The sequence below is a fragment of the Pseudophaeobacter sp. genome (assembly GCF_039971195.1).
GTDB lineage: Bacteria > Pseudomonadota > Alphaproteobacteria > Rhodobacterales > Rhodobacteraceae > Pseudophaeobacter.
In genome coordinates, this window is the sequence record NZ_JBDWPJ010000123.1 from 51,970 (window position 1) to 69,816 (window position 17,847).

Genomic DNA, 17,847 nt, shown 5'->3' on the forward strand with positions numbered 1-17,847 from the left:
AGACAGGCAGAGCAGGTTCCCCACTTCCGAGCAATCGCCCTCTGGCCTTGCAAAGCCACCCCTTTCAGGCCGTTCGGGCTCAGCGTGGGGTGGCAGCATTAATGCTTTATGCAAAGCGCATTAGTCGTTGATGTCGTGATCGAAGTTTTTCACCTGCCCTGTGGGTAGGGCAAAAAAGCGACGCATCAGCAGCCAGGAGATCAGCGACAAAGCCGCAAAGAGGAAGAGCAGCGCCGGAAGGCCCAGGGCACCGCTGCCAAGCACAGCCAGCAGCAGGCCGCAGGCCACAGCGCCTAAGGCAAAGCCGAGGAAGACAAAGCCGGGGGCCAGAACCTCGAGTATGGCGAGCACCAGTGCGGCGGCGCACCAGACCCACCAGAGCTCCCAATAGGCGGTGAACTGTTCCATTATTTGCCACCTTTCAGCAGCTTGAAGGCATCGCCAAAGGCTTCAATTGCATGGGCCGGCAGCACGATGGTCTGTTTGCCTTCGCCATTGCCAAGCGCATTCAGCGCCTCGACCTGTTTCAGAGCGACCTGATACTGCGCCGCCTCGATGCCGTTTTCGCGGATCGCCTTGGCGACGACCTCGGTGGCATAGGCTTCGGCATCGGCCTGAATGCGGCGGGCCTTGGCGATCTGTTCGGCGGCATAAAGCTCGCCCTCAGCGGAAAGCTCTACCGAACGTTTACTGCCCTCGGCTTCGGTCACCTGGGCGCGCCGCGCCCGTTCGGCGTTGAGCTGCTGCAGCATGGCGTCACGGGTGGCCTGATCGAGGTTCACGTCGAGGATCTCGGCGCGGGTCACTTCGATGCCCCAGTCATCCACGGCATCCTCAACAGCAGTTTGGATTTGCCCGATCAGCTGTGAGCGGTTGGATTGTACCTCATCGAGGTCCATCTTGCCGATCTCAGCCCGCACAATGCCAGCCACAGTGGTGGCAATGGCGGCATCAACGTCGCGGATCCGGTAGACGGTCTTTTCCGGCTCAAGGATGCGGTAGAACACCGAGGTGTCGATCTGCACCAGCACATTGTCCTTGGTGATGGCGTCCTGGGTGGCATTGGGCAGCTGGCGTTCCAGCACCGAAATGCGATGCGCTACGCTATCCAGCAGAGGCACGATAAAGTTGATACCGGGCCCGAGCACCGAATGCAGGCGGCCAAAACGCTCAACCACAAATTTCTCGGATTGGGGAACGATGTGGACACCTTTGAAGATGATGACGATCAGGAAGATCGCCCCAAGCAGGTAGATTGCATTTTGTGAAATTAGACCAATGAGGATCTCTTCGTTCATCGGGGTCTCCTAAATAACTGTGTACTATTGCATACATATGGGATCCCGCCTGCGGGACTTCAAGATTGTGTCTTATGTTATGTATGGTCTGCCCGTGGCGGGCTGGCAAGATGGCTTGAGGCTTGTCAAAGGCGACGCAATCAGGCACACGCGCCGGGTTCTGCTGTCGAAGGAGATGAAAATGGCGTCGAAAATCAGCTTTGATCTGCAAGCCCGCGATGGCAAGGCCCGCACCGGGGTGATCTCCACCCCACGCGGCGACATCCGCACCCCGGCCTTTATGCCGGTTGGCACCGCTGCGACTGTCAAGGCGATGATGCCGGAAAGCGTGCGCGAGACCGGCGCCGATATCCTGCTGGGCAATACCTATCATCTGATGCTGCGCCCTACGGCGGAACGGATCGACCGGCTGGGCGGTTTGCATAAGTTCATGAACTGGGACCGTCCGATCCTGACGGACTCGGGCGGGTTTCAGGTGATGTCCCTCGCTGGGCTGCGCAAGCTCACTGAGAAAGGCGTGACCTTCAAAAGCCATATTGACGGCTCCAAACACGAGCTGACGCCGGAACGCTCGATGGAGATCCAAAAGCTCTTGGGCTCTGACATCGTCATGTGTTTTGACGAATGCCCGGCACTGCCTGCCGACCGCGACCGCATTGCCGAGAGCATGCGCCTGTCGATGCGTTGGGCAGAACGCTCCAAAGAGGCCTTTGGCGATCGCCCTGGTCACGCTTTGTTTGGCATCATGCAGGGCGGGTTGGAGCAAGATCTTCGCGAAGAGAGCGCTGAGGCGCTCAAAAATATCGGTTTTGATGGTTATGCCGTTGGCGGCCTGGCTGTGGGCGAAGGGCAGGAGGCGATGTTTGACTGTCTGAACTATGCGCCCGATATGCTGCCAGAGGACAAGCCGCGCTATCTGATGGGCGTGGGCAAGCCCGATGACATCGTTGGCGCCGTGGCGCGTGGTATTGACATGATGGACTGCGTGCTGCCCTCGCGTTCGGGACGCACCGGCCAGGCCTTTACCCGGCACGGGGTGGTCAATATCAAAAACGCCCGCCATGCAGACGATCCGCGCCCCTTGGATGAAGGGTGCAGCTGCCCGGCCTGCTCAAAATACAGTCGCGCCTATCTGCACCATGTGTTCCGCAGCAACGAGATGATCTCTGGCATGCTGCTGACCTGGCACAATCTGCATTACTTCCAGGACATCATGGCAGGCATGCGCGAAGCCATCGCGGCAGGGACATTTGAGGCCTGGCAGCAGGACTTCCACGCCATGCGTGCTGAAGGCGATATCGCGCCGCTTTGAGGCGGCAGCAGGCCTCTTTTTGCACGGAGGTTTCTGTGTCGCATTTTACCAAATTCGGACATCCAATCTTGCTGTTGAACGGTTCATGAACCGGCGAAGATTTGTCTCGGTGAACTTAGGTCCCGGCTGCGGGCCATATTTTGCACGCAAACCGGTGCAGGCTTGGCTGGAGGCGGGGAAGAGCATTTGCTGCTGATTTGCCAAAACGGCTCTTGTGGTTCGCCGATGTGACGGGCAATGTATCCCCCAACTTTGAGGCACGGTGGTTGAAATATGTTAACTGCTGCACCAGATAATGACTTCCGAAGAGGAGACTGCCGCGACTGCCAAAAATTGGGGTCTGGCGGTCTTGCCAAGTAAAGGACCGAGTATGAAAGAGCCGCTTAATTCCTCCTATCCCGTACTGCCGTTGCGCGACATCGTGGTCTTTCCACATATGATCGTGCCGCTGTTTGTGGGTCGGGAGAAATCTGTGCGCGCCCTCGAAGAGGTGATGGCCGATGACAAGCAGATCCTGCTGTCCAGCCAGATGGATCCTGCCGAGGACGAACCGCAAACCGATGGCATTTACCCCACAGGCGTTCTGGCGAATGTGCTGCAGCTGCTGAAGCTTCCCGATGGCACCGTAAAGGTGCTGGTCGAAGGCCATGCACGGGTGAAGATCACCGAGTTTCTGGAAAACGAAAATTATTTTGAAGCCAGCGCCGAATATCTCACTGAGATTCCTGGTGATGCCACCACAATCGAAGCGTTGGTGCGCACCGTGGGCGACGAGTTCGAGCGCTATGCCAAGGTGCGCAAGAACATCCCCGAAGAGGCGCTGTCGGCTGTTGGTGAAACCGCCGAGCCTGCCAAACTGGCAGATCTGGTGGCCGGCCACCTCGGCATTGAGGTCGACCGCAAGCAGGAGCTGCTGGAAACCCTGTCGATCTCTGAGCGGCTGGAGAAGGTCTATGGGCTGATGCAGGGCGAAATGTCCGTTCTGCAAGTCGAGAAAAAGATCAAGACTCGGGTCAAGAGCCAGATGGAGAAGACCCAGCGCGAATACTATCTGAATGAGCAGATGAAGGCCATTCAGAAGGAGCTGGGTGACGGCGAAGAAGGGGCTGGCGAAATTGCCGAACTGGAAGAAAAAATCGCTGCCATCAAGCTCTCGAAAGAAGCCCGTGAAAAGGCCGATGCCGAGCTGAAAAAGCTCAAGAACATGTCGCCGATGTCGGCGGAGGCCACTGTTGTACGCAATTACCTCGACTGGATGCTGGGCATTCCGTGGGGCGTAAAATCGCGTGTCAAAAAGGACCTGGGAAAGGCGCAGGAAATCCTGGACGCGGATCACTATGGTCTGGAAAAGGTCAAGGAGCGCATCGTTGAATATCTTGCGGTGCAGCAACGCTCGGCTAAGCTGAAAGGCCCAATCCTCTGCCTCGTTGGCCCTCCCGGCGTTGGTAAAACCTCGCTTGGAAAATCCGTGGCCAAGGCAACGGGGCGCGAATTCATTCGCATCTCTTTGGGTGGCGTGCGTGACGAGTCCGAGATCCGTGGCCACCGTCGGACTTATATCGGTTCGATGCCGGGCAAGATCATCCAGGCGCTGAAAAAGGCCAAGACCACAAATCCGCTGATCCTGCTCGATGAGATCGACAAGATGGGCCAGGATTTCCGGGGCGACCCGGCGTCTGCCATGCTGGAAGTGCTTGATCCGGAACAGAACTCCACCTTTGTGGATCACTATATGGAGGTCGAATATGATCTCTCTAACGTGATGTTCCTGACCACCTCGAACAGCTACAACATGCCTGGGCCGCTGCTGGATCGGATGGAGATCATCCCTCTGTCTGGCTATACCGAGGACGAAAAGCGCGAGATCGCCAAGCAGCATCTGGTCTCCAAGCAGGTGAAAAACCATGGCTTGAAGGCCAAGGAATTCGAGATGAGCGATGAGGCCCTACAGGATATCATCCGCGTCTATACCCGCGAGGCAGGCGTGCGGAACCTGGAGCGTGAAATCGCCAAGGTGGCGCGTAAATCGCTGACCAAGATTGTCAAAAAGGAAGTTGAGAGCGTCAAGGTGACCTCTGACAACCTCGATGAATTCCTGGGCGTTGCCAAGTATCGCTATGGTCTGGCCGAGAAGGAAGATCAGATCGGTGTGGTTACCGGGCTGGCCTATACATCTGTCGGTGGCGAACTGTTGTCGATCGAGGCGCTGCGCCTGCCGGGCAAGGGTCGGATGAAGACCACGGGTAAGCTGGGCGATGTGATGAAAGAATCCATCGAGGCAGCCTCTTCTTATGTGCGCTCAATCTCGCCCAAGATCGGCGTCAAGCCACCCAAGTTCGACAAATGGGATATCCACGTCCACGTGCCTGAAGGTGCCACCCCCAAGGATGGTCCCTCTGCGGGTCTGGCCATGGTGACCTCTATCGTGTCGGTGCTGACGCAGATCCCGGTCCGCAAGGACATCGCCATGACCGGCGAGGTCACCCTGCGCGGCAATGCGCTGGCCATTGGCGGGCTGAAGGAAAAGCTGCTGGCCGCATTGCGCGGGGGTATCAAAACCGTGCTGATCCCTCAGGAGAACGCCAAGGACCTGCCAGAGATCCCAGACAACGTCAAAGAAGGTCTGACGATCATTCCCGTCAGCCATGTCTCTGAGGTTCTGGAACATGCACTGGTGCGCCAGCCAGAGGCGATCGAGTGGGACGAGGCAGCAGAAGAAGAAGCTGCTGCAGCCAAGGCCGCCCTGGAAGCGCAGGCGCGCAGCTCAGGGACACCTGCCCACTAAGATCCTGCAGTTTTTGCACATCGGATAAAAGAAAGGGCGGCCCATCTGGGTCGCCCTTTTTTAGGTCTCTTCCGTTCTGGCCCTTTTGCAGGGCTCCTTTGTTATGCGAGTAGCCGGATTAGGCGGCGTTTTGTCTGGCCATTTTGGCCAGAACCGTGCTGATCGCCACCGCATCGGGGCTTTGATCTTCCACTTTGGCTTGGGCAAGGATGGTCTTCAAGGTGAGATCCAGGGCACGGAGCTTTTCTGCCACATAGGCGGAGCGATTGGTTATCCGCTCGATCTCGGTGGCGACATTGATGATACCGCCGCCATTGGCAACAAAATCCGGCGCATAAAGAATGTCGGCATCATGCAGAGCCACAGCATCCTCCGGACTGGCCAACTGGTTGTTGGCGCCGCCACAGACGACAGCGACCTTGAGTTGTGGGATGGTTTGAGCGTTGAGGATGCCGCCAATGGCACAGGGGGCAAAGATATCGGCCTCAACGCCATAGATCGCATCCGGTGCGACGGCTTTGGCCCCAAAGGCCTGTGTCGCCTTGGCGACCTGTGCCTGATTGACATCGGTCACAATCAGGCTTGCACCAGCCTCGCTCAGCAGCTCGCAAAGATACCAGCCCACGTGACCAAGTCCCTGAACCGAAATGGTGAGACCTGTGAGATCCTTACTGCCGCTTTTGTGGGCCTGGGTGGTGCGGATAGCGTTGAAAATCCCTCGTGCGGTGATGGGGGAGGGGTCGCCACTAGCAAATTCACCTTCGGCCAGACCGGCCACATAGGGGGTTTCCTGCGCCAGAATGGCCATATCAGCTGGGCTCATGCCCATATCTTCAGCGGTGTAGTAGCGCCCCTTCAGGCCCTGAATGGCCCGTGCCATGGCGCGCAGCAGCTCTGGGGTCTTTTGGCTCGCCGGATCGCCCATGATCACTGCCTTGCCACCGCCCAGAGCCAGACCCGCCGCGGCGTTCTTATAGGTCATGCCTTCGCTCAGCCGTTTCACATCCTCCAGCGCGTCTGCTTCGCTGGCATAGGGGCGCATCCGCAACCCTCCTGCCGCCGGTCCCAGCTGGGTGGAATGCAGGGCAATAAAGCCAACCAACCCATGGGCGCGCGCTTCGACGCGGTAGATCTCTTCATGTGTCGTTGATGCGACGGCGGTGACTGTCATTGTGATGGCTCCTCCTGGATGAAGCGGTAGGATACCGCAGCTCCCACAGAGGTTTTCTCCAAAATTGACCGCCTTGATTGAGCAAGTTGAAGATTTCTGCTACAGGGAGGGCCTTGGCTGGGGGAAACACTATGGACGCCATTGATCGTAGGATTGTCGCGATTTTGCAGGCTGATGGGCGGGTCAAAATGGCGGAGCTGTCAGAGCGGGTAGGCCTGTCACCCACCCCCTGTGCTCGGCGTGTTGCCATACTGGAAGACCGCGGTGTGATCAGCGGCTATTCTGCGCGGGTAGATCAGGCCAAGCTGGGCCTGCCGGTGACGATCTTTGTGGCGGTTGAGTTGGAAAACCAATCCACTGACGCTTTGCAGGATTTTGAACGCGCGATCAGCACCTTTGATCAGGTGATGGAATGCTACCTGATGACCGGAACCCGCGATATCTTGCTGCGCGTGGTGGCGCAGGATCTCAACGATTTTGATCGCTTCCTGGAGGAGCGTTTGATGCGGGTTTCCGGCATTCGCAACACCCGCTCCAGTTTCACCCTGCGCACTATGATCGCGCGGCAGGCCCTGCCACAGGTCTGAGCAAGCGTTCATTGGGCCTTGCATGGATTGAGGTTGCTCCCGGTCGAAACCGGGTAGGGCGCGGGAAAAGTCACAGATTAACCTTTTGTTAACCATGTCTCTGGCCTTCCGCCCCCAGGGGGCCTAGCCTTGCCCGTGATGATGGATCAGCAAAAACAAAAATGAGGCGCATCATGGCAAGCAGTAAGACACTCAGCCACAAGGCAACCGGCAAAAAGCCCACAGCCCGCAAGACCCTGCCGTCAAAATCGGCCATCAAGGCGCGGCTCCAGACCGCCAGCCCCCCCAAACAGGCACCAGAAGGATCTCCCTTGTCTCTTTCGACCCCAGACCAAGTGTCCCCCCCCTCCGCTCTGGCAGCGGGTCAACAGCCTAGCCCTGTTGTGGTGAAGGCCGCAGAGCCTGAGCTCAAACAGCCACCGATGAACAAGAAAGAGCTGATTGACGCGGCGGTTCTGCGTTCTGGCATCAAGAAAAAAGACGCCAAACCGGTGGTAGAAGCCCTGCTGGCTGTGCTCGGGGAAACCGTTGCTCAGGGGCGTGATCTCAATCTTAGGCCCTTTGGCAAACTGCATCTCAACCGCAGTGAAACCCGCAGCAATGGCACCATTCATATCTGTCGGCTGCGCCAGCCTTTGGAGCAAAACGCAGCGGAACAAGAAAGTAGCCCACCGGCTGAAAATTCTGCCACTCCTCCTCTTGCCACGAGTTAAAGCGAAGGGTAGTACCCAGCGTTACGGGTGATTAGCTCAGTGGTAGAGCGCTTCGTTCACATCGAAGATGTCAGGAGTTCAAATCTCTTATCACCCACCATCTATTCCTTTGAGATACAAAAGTAATCGCCTTTTGAAGGCTCTTTTTACAAAGTGTTCTCCGGTTCGATGAACCTGGGGAGAGCTATTGGGCTTGTCGCAGTTCGACGAAGTCAAGAATTTCGGCAGCGTCCTGGAGGTGGCCGGGGGCAAAGCGGGCATAGGTTTGATAGGTGATTGCGACGTTGGAGTGGCCAAGATACTGGGCCACTTTTTCCAATGGTACGCCGTTTGAAACCATAGCTACCGCGCTGGAATGGCGAATGGTGTGCAAGGTCACATTCTCTAGCTTTGCTCTGGTGCATGCTGCCTCAAAGCCCTTGCGGATGTTCTTCACCTGGCCGCCAGAGTATTCAACCACATAGTCGCTGAGTGCTGCATTTTTGGCGGTTTGCAGTGCAGCCCGGATGCCGTCATTCATTGGGACAATTGCCCGACCTTTGCGGGTTTTGGCGTCGTTAAGGCGCAGATTGATGATGCCGCGGTCAAGATCTACGCGATCCCAGGTCAGGTCCAAGACTGCGCCCACGCGCCCAGCTGTAGCAAAAAGCAGGTGAATTGCTAGCTTTATGTGAGGGGCCGATGCAGCCTCAATCAGTGCAGCGATCTCCTCTTTTTCCAAATAGCGTTCCTTGGGGGTCGGCTTGGCTGGTCTCTCGATTTCCGGGGCGCGATCGATGATCCGCTCCTTGAGCGCGAACCGCATGGTGCTGCGCAAGTGGCCTAGTTCCGTGTGAACAGTGCCTTGCGACCTGCCAGCGGCCTTGCGCTTTTTTGCGTATGCGCGACACAGTGCAGTGCTGATCTGGTCTGGTCGATAGGCGCCAAAATGCTCCAGAACCGCCTTGCCGGTGGAGCCCATGGTTTTTGCAGTGGGCTTACCACCAAGATCTTGCCGGTAGGCTTCCCATATCTCGGTAACACTAGCGGTTTCCCGCTGCTGAGAAATGGTCTCGCGGCGGTAAACGTCTATTGCTTCGGGTTCCGCTGCCGCTCTGGTGCGTGCCTCAAGCTGATAGCGGCGCCGTTTACCGTCTTCATGCCAGTAGACGCAAAATCCGCCCCTGAACCTTCCGATGCTGATGTCTGGCATTGCTCAATTTCCTCTACGATTTTTGCTGGAATACGGTACAGGCGCCCAAGCCGAAAATGGCTGAGGCTCCCTTCGAGGCACATGTTGCGAACAGTGGTAGCACTGACGCCCCACCGATCTGCAAGGGTTTCAGGGGTGAAGGGGGGCATTGGGTTTCTCCATTTAGGGGGCGGTTTCTGATTTGCGCAACTTGCCGTAGGCGTGAGGCGTGATAGCCCCATTGGTCAGCCATCGCTGCCGCGATGCCGGGAAAAAACTTGCTTCGCAATTTCCAGCGCTCAGCGCCTGGGCTCGCCTTGTGAACGCTGTCACGGGAAGAGGTGCCATCAAGCGTGCCAGTTGCCTTCAGTAGCGGCAGATTGCGCAGCCAGAAGCAGGTTCGTTTGCGTTCATTGTCTGGGCCGTCAGGATCGGTTGCGAATTGCCACGGTTGCACCGTCTGTGCTGGGGGCTGGTAGTTCTGGATCCGCGCCTTGGCGTGTTTGTGCATCACGGGGTTCTCCACCGCCACACAGGGGATATGGGACACATTCCAAACGGCTGAGAACAGTGCAGCGCCTGTATCCAGCTCTGACCACATGTCCTGCAGACTGCGGCCTGTCGGGGGCTTTGAGAGCCAGCGGACGCCACTGTTGCAGAGGCGGGTGCAGGACGGGTGCATGACCGCCATCAGGTCCCAATCCCCCTGCATCACGTCCAGAACGTCGCCCTGAATGTGGCGATTGGTCGGGGTGTCCGATGGCAGCAGGTCGCAGGACCAGGCATCATGCCCGAGGGCAAGAAAGGCCTCTCTGACCACGCCGCTGGTCTCGCATCCGATAAGTACTTTTGCCATGGCAAAGGGATCCTTGGTTGGGTGGTCAAGTTCAGGGCGCGGCTTCCATCGTGAGTGGTGGGCCTGTTTTGCCGCGCCCCCTGGCAGCGCTCACGCCGCGTGTGTGGCTGTGGTGGCCGGGGCGAGGCCTTGGCCGTTGTAGGGGCAATCCGGGCGGCCATCTGTGGCGCGGCGGCGCTTGTTGCGCCCCATGGCTTTGGCGACCCGCACCCAGGCGTTCACCGCATCGAATGTGTTCTCGCCCGTGGCCCGGATGCCTAGCAGCTCGGCGCGGTGGGTCATGTTTTCAGGCTCCCACCAGTCGGTGGGATCATCGCTGGGCGGGGTCAATGTGCCGCCGAGATTATGAAACGCCAGAATTTTGCAAAGGCCCTGGGCGGCGGCGATTTCTGCCGCGGCTGCGGCCAGTGTTTGTGCTGACATGATGTGACCTCGAGGGATGGGCGCGCGGGCGGTGCATTTGGGAGGAGGACTGAGCCGCCCACGCTGATCCGCGCAACCGGGATGAGAGCGCGAATGTCTGGGAGAGAGGGACCGGCGCCGTCCTCCGGGCGCTGGTCTGGGTGCCGTGCGGCGGGACGATCACGCAGCGCGGCGGTGCGGCAGCTTGTAGCCCTGCCTGGCGGCATAGCCGCGCACGGTTTCGCCCACGCGGGTCAGCGTCTGGTCGAGGGGTTCCGGCGCGGGGGCAGGGCAGCAGATGAGATGCTGCGGGCGCAGACGCTGCGGGTCAAAGCCCTGACCGCGCGCGGCCTTCATCGTGGCCCAGGCGGCGGCAAAAAGGGTGGTGTCGTGCAGGTAATCGTGGGGTGCGCTGACAATCTGGTGCGCGGTTTGGGTAATGTCACTCATTCAATCCTCCATCGGTTGATAGAGAAAGTTTACAATATGTGAAAGATTCAATCAAGCGGAAATTTTACACTATGTGAAATTATTTGTGGTTTTACTTATGAAGCAGCGTTCACGTGGAAAAATTTCAGCAAAATTGGGGCGGCCGCAATCAGCCCAAAGCGGACATGATCGTCTAGCCTAGTTAGTGGAAAGCAGACATTAGCGTGGACTTGTTGAATTTGCATGGCGCGGAAAACCGATCCTTCAAGGCTGGCGCTTTGAGCCTGCGTACGCTGTTGACAGCCAAGGTCAGGAGAAAAGCGCCGCCACCTGCCCCGTTGCGTCAACCGCCTTCAAAAAGTACAAAAGCGCGATCAAAAGCCCAAGGTTGGTCAGAGCCGTTCGGGCGTTGCTGATCCACATCCAGCGGCGCAGAACGGGAAGTCGCAGCTCTGCCTTAGCGCCTTTTTCTATGTCTGTGCCATGATCGTCGATCAGGAAGAACAGCATCAGTGTAATCGCCCAGGATGGCAGGTAGAACCAATGCCAGGGTTGTGCGGCAAGGCTTTGCCAATCCAGCACAAGGACTATGCCAATCATTGGCAGGGGAGCGCCCGAATCTCGAAGGGTCTTTTGCAGATCGAAGAAATCAACCGGGACGATTAATGCAACGAGTGAGACACTCAGCAGGAAGGCTGCAAGTAAAACGCCGGTTATATTTATCCACTTGCGGCTGTATCCCTTTGCCCAGATCAACAGTTCCTCGCCATGGATATTCTGCCAGCCTCGCCCGACCCAGAGTAGGGGGAGGTAGAACCATGCTGTCGATTTGATTGACCAGCGCCAGAACAGCGCGGGCAGGTAGAAGACGGGTAAGGCGAGAAGGTACAACATGATAAATTCACTGATTCCCCGAGAGGCTTCATTTCTTAAATCACCCGCAAACTGTCCGAAGCCAGATGCATAGTGACCGGGAAGCAATTCCGGAGGGTCGAGAAAATCCAAATGCCAAACAAAATGCCGCCAATTTGTGGGAATTGAATGCAGCCCGTCTATAGGGTGCGAAAAGGTCGCCATTGCGCGGGTCATTATCGCACGAAACCAGATTCCAATAGCAAATCCTAATCCCAATATCGCTACCGTTCCGGCTCCCGCTATCGCTAGCGATCCCGTTCTCGCTAGCGCTCTAGTTATCGATCTAGCCATAGTTCCCGCTTCCTCCGCCGCTCTCGCTATCGCTACCGCCAAACCAAGATTCAATGAAATCAGCCCGACGATGGCGGACCGCCAAATCAGTGGCCACCCAGTCAAGTCCGCAAGCCAGTTTCGTGCCAGAAACCACGCAACACAAAGCGAAAAAACAGCGGAGAGTGCCGCGAAGGCGATACGTTTGACGTAACTATGTGATTCCTGGGATCGGACGTGCCAGTACGCATCAAACCACGCCACCCCCTTTTTCACCGAAGCTTTCGATCGCATCAGCACGAGCGGGGTGGCGACCACGATCATCCAGTGATGCCAGGTCACGCCCCATTTCAGCCAGAACAGCCAGTAAAGAGCCACGCAGATCACCGTCTCGGCCACAGCAAGGAGCGAGACGATACCGGTAGTGCGGCTTTCTTTGGTGGAATACCAGACAAACGGTGAGGGAGTGGGGGAGTTCAAGGGTGCTATCTCAATCGTTTTAACAATCTCACTCTAGGCTAGGCGAGACATCGTCGTCGTTCAACCGAAACACCTAAGACTGGATAGCCAACATTTCCCAACAGATCAGCCCTTCTCAATTTGGGCTCATAGCGTCCAGCCTCGATGCCCTTCTTTATGCCTCCTGCGGGAAACCAGCCACGCTTTGCAATGCCCGCTTTCTGCGCTTAGCAGAAACCCAGGTAAAAGCGGCAGGAAAGGCGTCGTCTCTAGGGTGGAAGGTCTGCAGATAAAATTAGATTCTCTTTGCAAGTTCTACAGGCCAATGCAGACGTACGCGCGCTGCCCATTTGAGCCGGGCGTTCCAGATGTTGCTGGCGCCAGCGTTCAGGGAAATCAAGTGGAATAGCCCTGGTTCGTCGCCGGGTTTTATCTGTTTCACCCAGCCCATGCCGTTCTCATCCTCACAAACGCAGCGGTGGCCGATGTCATCCGTTGGAACGGCATCATGTCCGTTGCGGGTGTAGAAGAGCAGATCTCCGTCAGAATAGACGGGCTCCATGCTGTCGCCTTCGACCTCGACCGCGACAATGCCATGTGGAGATAGGCCGGGTGGGCATTCGACTTGGGGGCCATCGCCTTTCTCATAGGCGTCAAACACGGGAACCTGAGCGCCTGCGCCAACTTTGCCAGCGATGGCGATGGTTGGCCGTTCCTCAATGATGAGTTCGGACACCATCACCCCGAACGTTTTTGCGATACCCTCAAGGTAGGTCTCGTTCATCCGCCGGTTGCCTTTTTCCAGACCGTTGTAAAGGCCCGTCGAAATACCCAGCCGTTCGGCCATGTCCTCTTGGGTGAGGCCCGCGGCTAGGCGCTTTTCACGTATGCTGAATCTCATACCCACTCTATGGGGTAAGTGCACCTGTGCATCCATATACATTATGTAAAAATTCCCTTGCTGAATAAATTCACATAGTGTAAATAATCGACATGAACATCACCAAGCATATCAGTGCGAACGGCCTGTCGCGGGAGGCAATCTGCGAAGAGGCGAAGATATCGCGCACATTTCTTAGTTTGATTGAAAGCGGCGAACGTAAACCCGGACTGAAAACCGTTGGGAAGCTGGCGAATTCTCTTGGCGTTTCTGTTCGGGATCTTCGCCCAGATTTGGCGATCCTTTTGGGAGACGCCGCATGAGCCGCCCGCGTCTGACATTGGTTGTGAACAATGAAATCCCATGCACTCAGGATGCGCCGTGCGCGGGGCAAAAGTCTTGGTCAAAAAGGTTTGAGCCCTATGCCCTCAAGGTGAGCGCGCCTGAGCTTTGGTCGGCCTATTTCCGTCAGCGCTTTGTCAGCCCCCGCGAGGTGGCGCTGTTTTGCGACGTGAGCTTTCAGACCGCGCTGAACTGGTGGGGCGCGGTCACTGCGCCTGCCAGCCATATCGCGCTGCTGATGCTGCTGACAGATCCGGGCGCGGCTGAGTTCTTTCATTCCCGTGTGGGGGAGGCTGCATGAGCGCCCCCGGTCCAGAAAACAGCCCTAAGTCTCTGCTGACGTATACCCGCGCGCTCAGAGACCTAGGGCGCTACTCCAAATGCGAGGTTAGGAAATGGCTTGGTTACGCAAGACGATCTTCAAATGGCTTTGGCCAGAAATTGAAGCCGCTCTTTCAGAGCAACGACAGCGCGCTGTTCAATGTCGCGCAGAGGCTCATCGTCGCGGTTAGTGGGAATGTTGATCTTGATTTCGTGGTCAATATTTTCCCACCCTGCTGGGGCAGGTCGCTGTTCGGCTGTGATGGTTACAGTTGCCCTATACATTGCAGGCCAGTCACCCGAAGCGTCAAACCTAGTGATGCCAATTCGGTCAATTCGAGCGTTTTCAACGGTCAATTTCATCAAGGAACCTCTTTCGTTTGGTTGTTGGATACCGCGAAAGGTGCAGGCAATCGGCGTGCGAAACAAGCCCCGGTTGTCTGCGAAAACTCTGCAGGTGGCGGAGAGCCTTCCGTCCTCAACGCTGAACGGGGGCAGGCGCGCCTGCAACAAGTGGCCCCCATTCCCTCCCTGTTGAACCTGGGGCGTGTCGGAACAGACCGCGCCGCGCGCCCCGTTTTTTTGGAGGGCGAACGATTGGCCTCGGCCAAAGGAAAGGGGAAATTGTCGTGTCAGAGTTGATCGCAAGTGAGGGGGAAGTGCCAGATGTGTGGCCTTTGCGCCGAGGTGAAACTCTTTCCTCGCATGATTGGTTTCCCTTCTACACACACAGGTTTCTTGGCTCGCGATTCCTGAGCCGCTGCGTAATGACCGGTAGGCGCGAGGATCTTGGCACCGCCATGATCCTGTGGACTGAGGCCATGCGCCAGGATCCGGCTGGGACGCTGCCAACGGATGATCTCGACCTCGCAGACCTCGCCCGCTTTCGCACCATTGAGGACTGGCAGGAAGCCAAGACGAATGTGTTGCACGGTTGGGTTCCGGTTATGGTTGAGGATGCGCGCACGGGCGAGTTTGAGACCCGCCTGGGGCATCCCGGCATGATCGAGGAAATTGTGCAGGACATGCACAAGCGCAAGCGGGGGCGCGATGCAGCCCGCGTGGCTGGCCGGTCGGCTCTCAAAAAGCACAAGATCCGCGTCAAAATGCGGGACATGGGCGTTCAGGAGTACATCATCAAGGATGATCGCGCCATCACGGCTCTAGCGGAGCACTTCGAGCACTCGGAGCTATACATCACCCCTGACAACGTGCGCGCGGCCATGGCGGAGGTGCTTGGTTTCACGGGCGAGGTTACCCCGATTAGCGCGGCGCGGGATCGGTGAAATTCAACTGCAATACAACTGAAATGAAGTGAAATGATTTCACTTGGATTTCAGTAGATTTCGGCCTGCAGGTGAAATTGCCCTACAGGACAGAACAATAAAATACAGAAAAATACAAAACACCTTACTGGCCGAAAAACGAAAAGCTGGCGCGCGTGGATGGCCCGGAAACACTGAGAAAAGGAAAGAGGCGATGGCATCGGATTTGAAAGAGGCAAAGCAACGGGTGCGGGACCATCTGGTGCAGCCCTTGACCCGTTTGGGGTTGCGGCGCGCCTCTGGCGTGACTGTGGCGCAGTTTGATGCAACGAATGATGAGCTGTGTGGCCGCCTGTCCTACATGACCGCTATCAACTTGGATGCCTTGGCAGAGCAGGCCTCAAGGTTGGCCGGTGGGAAAGATCGCTCACTGTTTCCCAGTGCGTCAAAAATCCTTGCTTGGGCTGCGGATATTCAGCCGCCAGAGGATAGCGCGTCTCCCCTGTTGATAGCTGTCTTCTCCGGGCCTTTGGGAGGCCAGGCTATGGCGGAGGATTGGGCACCCGAGCTGCGCTCTTATGTACGCAAAGAGCGGATTTGGCCAAAGGGGTTAGCGCTTGATGCGATCAAGGAAAGAGCAAAGGAAGCGCGCCGCCGGTTGGAGTTGATCGAGGAAGATACGAGGCGAGGTCGCGCACCGAAACCCGTTGACCTGGATATGCAGGAAAAGCGGGTAGTGGCGGCAGAAAAATGCGCGCTGATCATGCGGCAGATTGAGGTGAATAAATGAGCGAACAGGTGGTGATTGTGACCTCGGCAGGGGTGGCCCGGTTGCAGGATGAGGCCGCGCGAATTGCTGAGATCAAGGCGCGCGGCTGTGTTCCTGTCGAATGCGGATCGGCTATTCCAATGGCCCCTGGTCGCGGTCCCATGATGCGCTTCACGCCCCGCGAAATGCGACAGACCGAAGATGGCGGATTTGTCTCCGTCAAAACTGGAGAGAAGGGTCAGGATGCTGCGAGGGTTGCTGATACCTTTGACGCTATGGAAAGGGCGGCGGTCAAGGCGCACCAGGCGGTGGAGGTCAGGCGGGAAAAGGCCGGGCAGGATCCAAAGGCATATGAGCCTTTGTTCACGCCGGGGCAGCTCAGCGCAGCTCGAGACTATGCGGCCCTTGTCGAGCGGGTTGCTGCATCGGGTGTGAAGTGTTCCTCACTTGGGGCTATTCATTCCGGTGGCGGTGGTGGTGGCGATCGGGAGGCTGCGATCTTTCGAGACTTCCAGCGGTTGCGGGCGTTGCAGCGACGCATTGGCGATGGGCTGGCAAAGGAGGTGCGGCGGATCAGGCCATCGATGAATGGTGGCGTGAAGCGCAGGGCTATCTATGTGCGCAAATTGGTGGATATGGTTTGCGTCGGTGATATGTCTATTCTTCAGGTTCTTCACTCGCATGGATGGTCTAAAGATGGTGGCGCATCAAAGGCTTTGCGGTTGTCTCTTTGCGAAGCATTGGACCGAATGCAGGGCTACGATCTCGCGACCCTGAAAAAGGGTGTTGACACTTAGCCCACCCGCAGAGCATGAATAGTGCATCATCTACAAAAGCGCCCACGGGAAACCGGCGGGCGCTTTTGTATCAGAGCAGAGATTTTTTCTTGTCTCAGAGTGGTGATTGTTGGATTTTGCCATTTGATTGATAGAAAGCTTGAAATTTAGCTTGTGGGGAGATTTTACCGTTGAAATCCAAATTTGAGACCACCAAAGAAGTTGTTGGTTTTCTTGCGCAATTAGCATCTCTGGCAGCTTTTGGTTTCGCCGTCTACGCGTTTTTCGTGCCAGAAACTGTTTCTGACTATATGGAGCGTGTTGCTCAAGTGTCAGAAAATATTGATAAAAATGTTACAAGAATCGCCGAAAGCTCGGAGCAAACTTCCGACAACACCTCAGAGCTTGCTAAAGCTTTACCCGAATGGTTCGAGTTGTATGGCTATGCTGTTGGAAAATCTTGTCCAAAAGACTGCCAGATTTCGTTTAGTTTGAACAATGGTAGTCGCTTCGGTTTCTCAGGAATTGTCGTTAAAATCTTCTCCCAATCGGGTGAGGTCGTCTCCCAAAAACCATTGGGTTTGTTGACTGAGTATGGTGGTGTAGAAGTCAACTTTTCTGTGGATGAACCGGTTTCGGCAGTCTGTGTCATTGCTCGCGCAGATGAGGGTGGAGAAACGTTTCAAGAGACCCGAGATGTACTTGAATATGTGATGAGAGATGAGGACTCTGGTGTCATCCAGCTCAAGTATGGTCAAAGAAGCATAGCCGTGGTGACTGAACGTAGCCGTTGTTAAAATTCTTTGAATTTCGGCGATCTCTCGAATTCCAACTAGCAAAATGAGAATTGCGCCCACGGGAAACCGGCGGGCGTTTTTGCGTTGTGGGCTTTCAAACAATGATGGGATTACCCTATGGCGCGATCAAAGATCTGCGTCGCTGCAGGTTGCGATGAGATCGCATTGCCTGGGCTGTCGCATTGCGAATGAGCTTCCCCCTTTGAAGTGGTCCGCCCCTATAGTTAGGAAAGCGGAGGACCAAGTATGGCCATTAAGAGACCCAAGCCGGAAGAGATCGTCGTGAAGTTACGGCAGGTTGAAGTACTGATGGGACAAGGCATGCCCCG

Annotated in this window: 21 protein-coding genes and 1 tRNA gene; 11 read left to right on the plus strand and 11 right to left on the minus strand. The window is 56.6% G+C overall.

Annotation, left to right across the window (positions count from 1 at the left end; all coding sequences use genetic code 11):
* Nucleotides 1-120: 120 nt before the first annotated feature.
* Nucleotides 121-408 carry an NfeD family protein gene (locus tag ABJP42_RS10925; RefSeq protein WP_348340339.1) on the minus strand — a complete coding sequence of 96 codons (288 nt, stop codon included), beginning with the start codon at nucleotides 406-408 and terminating at the stop codon, nucleotides 121-123.
* A complete protein-coding gene (locus ABJP42_RS10930) occupies nucleotides 408-1,298 on the minus strand; it encodes an SPFH domain-containing protein (RefSeq protein ID WP_348340340.1) in 891 nt (296 codons plus the stop codon). The genes ABJP42_RS10925 and ABJP42_RS10930 overlap by 1 nt, the downstream gene beginning before the upstream one ends.
* A gap of 181 nt (nucleotides 1,299-1,479) precedes the next feature.
* Between ABJP42_RS10930 and tgt the strand changes: the two genes are divergently transcribed.
* The gene (gene tgt / locus ABJP42_RS10935) at nucleotides 1,480-2,610 is read left to right on the plus strand and encodes a tRNA guanosine(34) transglycosylase Tgt (RefSeq protein WP_348340341.1); all 1,131 of its coding nucleotides are present in this window, start codon (nucleotides 1,480-1,482) and stop codon (nucleotides 2,608-2,610) included.
* A 370-nt stretch (nucleotides 2,611-2,980) separates the two neighbouring features.
* On the plus strand, nucleotides 2,981-5,395 hold the full coding sequence (gene lon, locus ABJP42_RS10940; RefSeq protein WP_348340342.1) for an endopeptidase La: 2,415 nt from the start codon (nucleotides 2,981-2,983) through the stop codon (nucleotides 5,393-5,395).
* A gap of 118 nt (nucleotides 5,396-5,513) precedes the next feature.
* On the opposite strand, the gene ABJP42_RS10945 is transcribed toward lon, so the two are convergent.
* A complete protein-coding gene (locus ABJP42_RS10945; protein ID WP_348340343.1) occupies nucleotides 5,514-6,566 on the minus strand; it encodes a Leu/Phe/Val dehydrogenase in 1,053 nt (350 codons plus the stop codon).
* A gap of 131 nt (nucleotides 6,567-6,697) precedes the next feature.
* Between ABJP42_RS10945 and ABJP42_RS10950 the strand changes: the two genes are divergently transcribed.
* From ABJP42_RS10950 to ABJP42_RS10960, 3 genes are all read left to right on the plus strand, one after another.
* Nucleotides 6,698-7,153 carry an Lrp/AsnC family transcriptional regulator gene (locus ABJP42_RS10950; RefSeq protein WP_348340344.1) on the plus strand — a complete coding sequence of 152 codons (456 nt, stop codon included), beginning with the start codon at nucleotides 6,698-6,700 and terminating at the stop codon, nucleotides 7,151-7,153.
* Between the two features lie 173 nt (nucleotides 7,154-7,326).
* The gene (locus ABJP42_RS10955; protein WP_348340345.1) at nucleotides 7,327-7,866 is read left to right on the plus strand and encodes an HU family DNA-binding protein; all 540 of its coding nucleotides are present in this window, start codon (nucleotides 7,327-7,329) and stop codon (nucleotides 7,864-7,866) included.
* A 25-nt stretch (nucleotides 7,867-7,891) separates the two neighbouring features.
* Nucleotides 7,892-7,966 (plus strand) — tRNA-Val (locus tag ABJP42_RS10960).
* An 84-nt stretch (nucleotides 7,967-8,050) separates the two neighbouring features.
* Here the strand turns inward: ABJP42_RS10960 and ABJP42_RS10965 are convergent.
* The 7 genes from ABJP42_RS10965 to ABJP42_RS10990 all read right to left on the minus strand — a co-directional run bounded on the left by ABJP42_RS10965 (nucleotide 8,051) and on the right by ABJP42_RS10990 (nucleotide 13,311).
* Nucleotides 8,051-8,827 (minus strand): tyrosine-type recombinase/integrase, encoded by a 777-nt coding sequence (locus ABJP42_RS10965; RefSeq protein WP_490363214.1) that lies wholly within the window; start codon nucleotides 8,825-8,827, stop codon nucleotides 8,051-8,053.
* Nucleotides 8,828-8,934: 107 nt separating this feature from the next.
* Nucleotides 8,935-9,141: a hypothetical protein gene (locus ABJP42_RS20755; protein ID WP_490363215.1), complete on the minus strand. Its 207-nt coding sequence runs from the start codon at nucleotides 9,139-9,141 to the stop codon at nucleotides 8,935-8,937.
* Entirely contained in the window at nucleotides 9,072-9,893 is an 822-nt protein-coding gene (locus ABJP42_RS10970) for a hypothetical protein (protein ID WP_348340347.1), read from the minus strand. Before ABJP42_RS10970 ends, ABJP42_RS20755 begins: the two co-directional genes overlap by 70 nt.
* Nucleotides 9,894-9,983: 90 nt before the next feature.
* The gene (locus ABJP42_RS10975) at nucleotides 9,984-10,316 is read right to left on the minus strand and encodes a hypothetical protein (RefSeq protein WP_348340348.1); all 333 of its coding nucleotides are present in this window, start codon (nucleotides 10,314-10,316) and stop codon (nucleotides 9,984-9,986) included.
* A gap of 159 nt (nucleotides 10,317-10,475) precedes the next feature.
* The gene (locus tag ABJP42_RS10980; protein WP_348340349.1) at nucleotides 10,476-10,745 is read right to left on the minus strand and encodes a hypothetical protein; all 270 of its coding nucleotides are present in this window, start codon (nucleotides 10,743-10,745) and stop codon (nucleotides 10,476-10,478) included.
* A 288-nt stretch (nucleotides 10,746-11,033) separates the two neighbouring features.
* Nucleotides 11,034-12,389 (minus strand): hypothetical protein, encoded by a 1,356-nt coding sequence (locus tag ABJP42_RS10985; RefSeq protein ID WP_348340350.1) that lies wholly within the window; start codon nucleotides 12,387-12,389, stop codon nucleotides 11,034-11,036.
* A gap of 274 nt (nucleotides 12,390-12,663) precedes the next feature.
* Entirely contained in the window at nucleotides 12,664-13,311 is a 648-nt protein-coding gene (locus ABJP42_RS10990) for an XRE family transcriptional regulator (RefSeq protein ID WP_348340351.1), read from the minus strand.
* A 50-nt stretch (nucleotides 13,312-13,361) separates the two neighbouring features.
* Between ABJP42_RS10990 and ABJP42_RS10995 the strand changes: the two genes are divergently transcribed.
* Both ABJP42_RS10995 and ABJP42_RS11000 read left to right on the plus strand, forming a co-directional pair.
* Nucleotides 13,362-13,571 carry a helix-turn-helix domain-containing protein gene (locus ABJP42_RS10995; protein ID WP_348340352.1) on the plus strand — a complete coding sequence of 70 codons (210 nt, stop codon included), beginning with the start codon at nucleotides 13,362-13,364 and terminating at the stop codon, nucleotides 13,569-13,571.
* Nucleotides 13,568-13,891, plus strand: a complete 324-nt coding sequence (locus tag ABJP42_RS11000; protein WP_348340353.1) for a hypothetical protein — start codon at nucleotides 13,568-13,570, stop codon at nucleotides 13,889-13,891. Before ABJP42_RS10995 ends, ABJP42_RS11000 begins: the two co-directional genes overlap by 4 nt.
* A 119-nt stretch (nucleotides 13,892-14,010) precedes the next feature.
* Here ABJP42_RS11000 and ABJP42_RS11005 read toward each other — a convergent pair whose 3' ends face one another.
* Nucleotides 14,011-14,274, minus strand: coding sequence for a hypothetical protein (locus ABJP42_RS11005; protein ID WP_348340354.1), 264 nt, complete (start codon nucleotides 14,272-14,274; stop codon nucleotides 14,011-14,013).
* A gap of 404 nt (nucleotides 14,275-14,678) precedes the next feature.
* Between ABJP42_RS11005 and ABJP42_RS11010 the strand changes: the two genes are divergently transcribed.
* The 4 genes from ABJP42_RS11010 to ABJP42_RS11025 all read left to right on the plus strand — a co-directional run bounded on the left by ABJP42_RS11010 (nucleotide 14,679) and on the right by ABJP42_RS11025 (nucleotide 17,518).
* Nucleotides 14,679-15,197 carry a hypothetical protein gene (locus ABJP42_RS11010; protein WP_348340355.1) on the plus strand — a complete coding sequence of 173 codons (519 nt, stop codon included), beginning with the start codon at nucleotides 14,679-14,681 and terminating at the stop codon, nucleotides 15,195-15,197.
* Nucleotides 15,198-15,390: 193 nt separating this feature from the next.
* The gene (locus tag ABJP42_RS11015) at nucleotides 15,391-15,966 is read left to right on the plus strand and encodes a hypothetical protein (protein WP_348340356.1); all 576 of its coding nucleotides are present in this window, start codon (nucleotides 15,391-15,393) and stop codon (nucleotides 15,964-15,966) included.
* Nucleotides 15,963-16,742 (plus strand): hypothetical protein, encoded by a 780-nt coding sequence (locus tag ABJP42_RS11020; RefSeq protein ID WP_348340357.1) that lies wholly within the window; start codon nucleotides 15,963-15,965, stop codon nucleotides 16,740-16,742. Before ABJP42_RS11015 ends, ABJP42_RS11020 begins: the two co-directional genes overlap by 4 nt.
* Nucleotides 16,743-16,912: 170 nt before the next feature.
* Entirely contained in the window at nucleotides 16,913-17,518 is a 606-nt protein-coding gene (locus ABJP42_RS11025) for a hypothetical protein (protein WP_348340358.1), read from the plus strand.
* The last annotated feature ends 329 nt before the right edge of the window (nucleotides 17,519-17,847 follow it).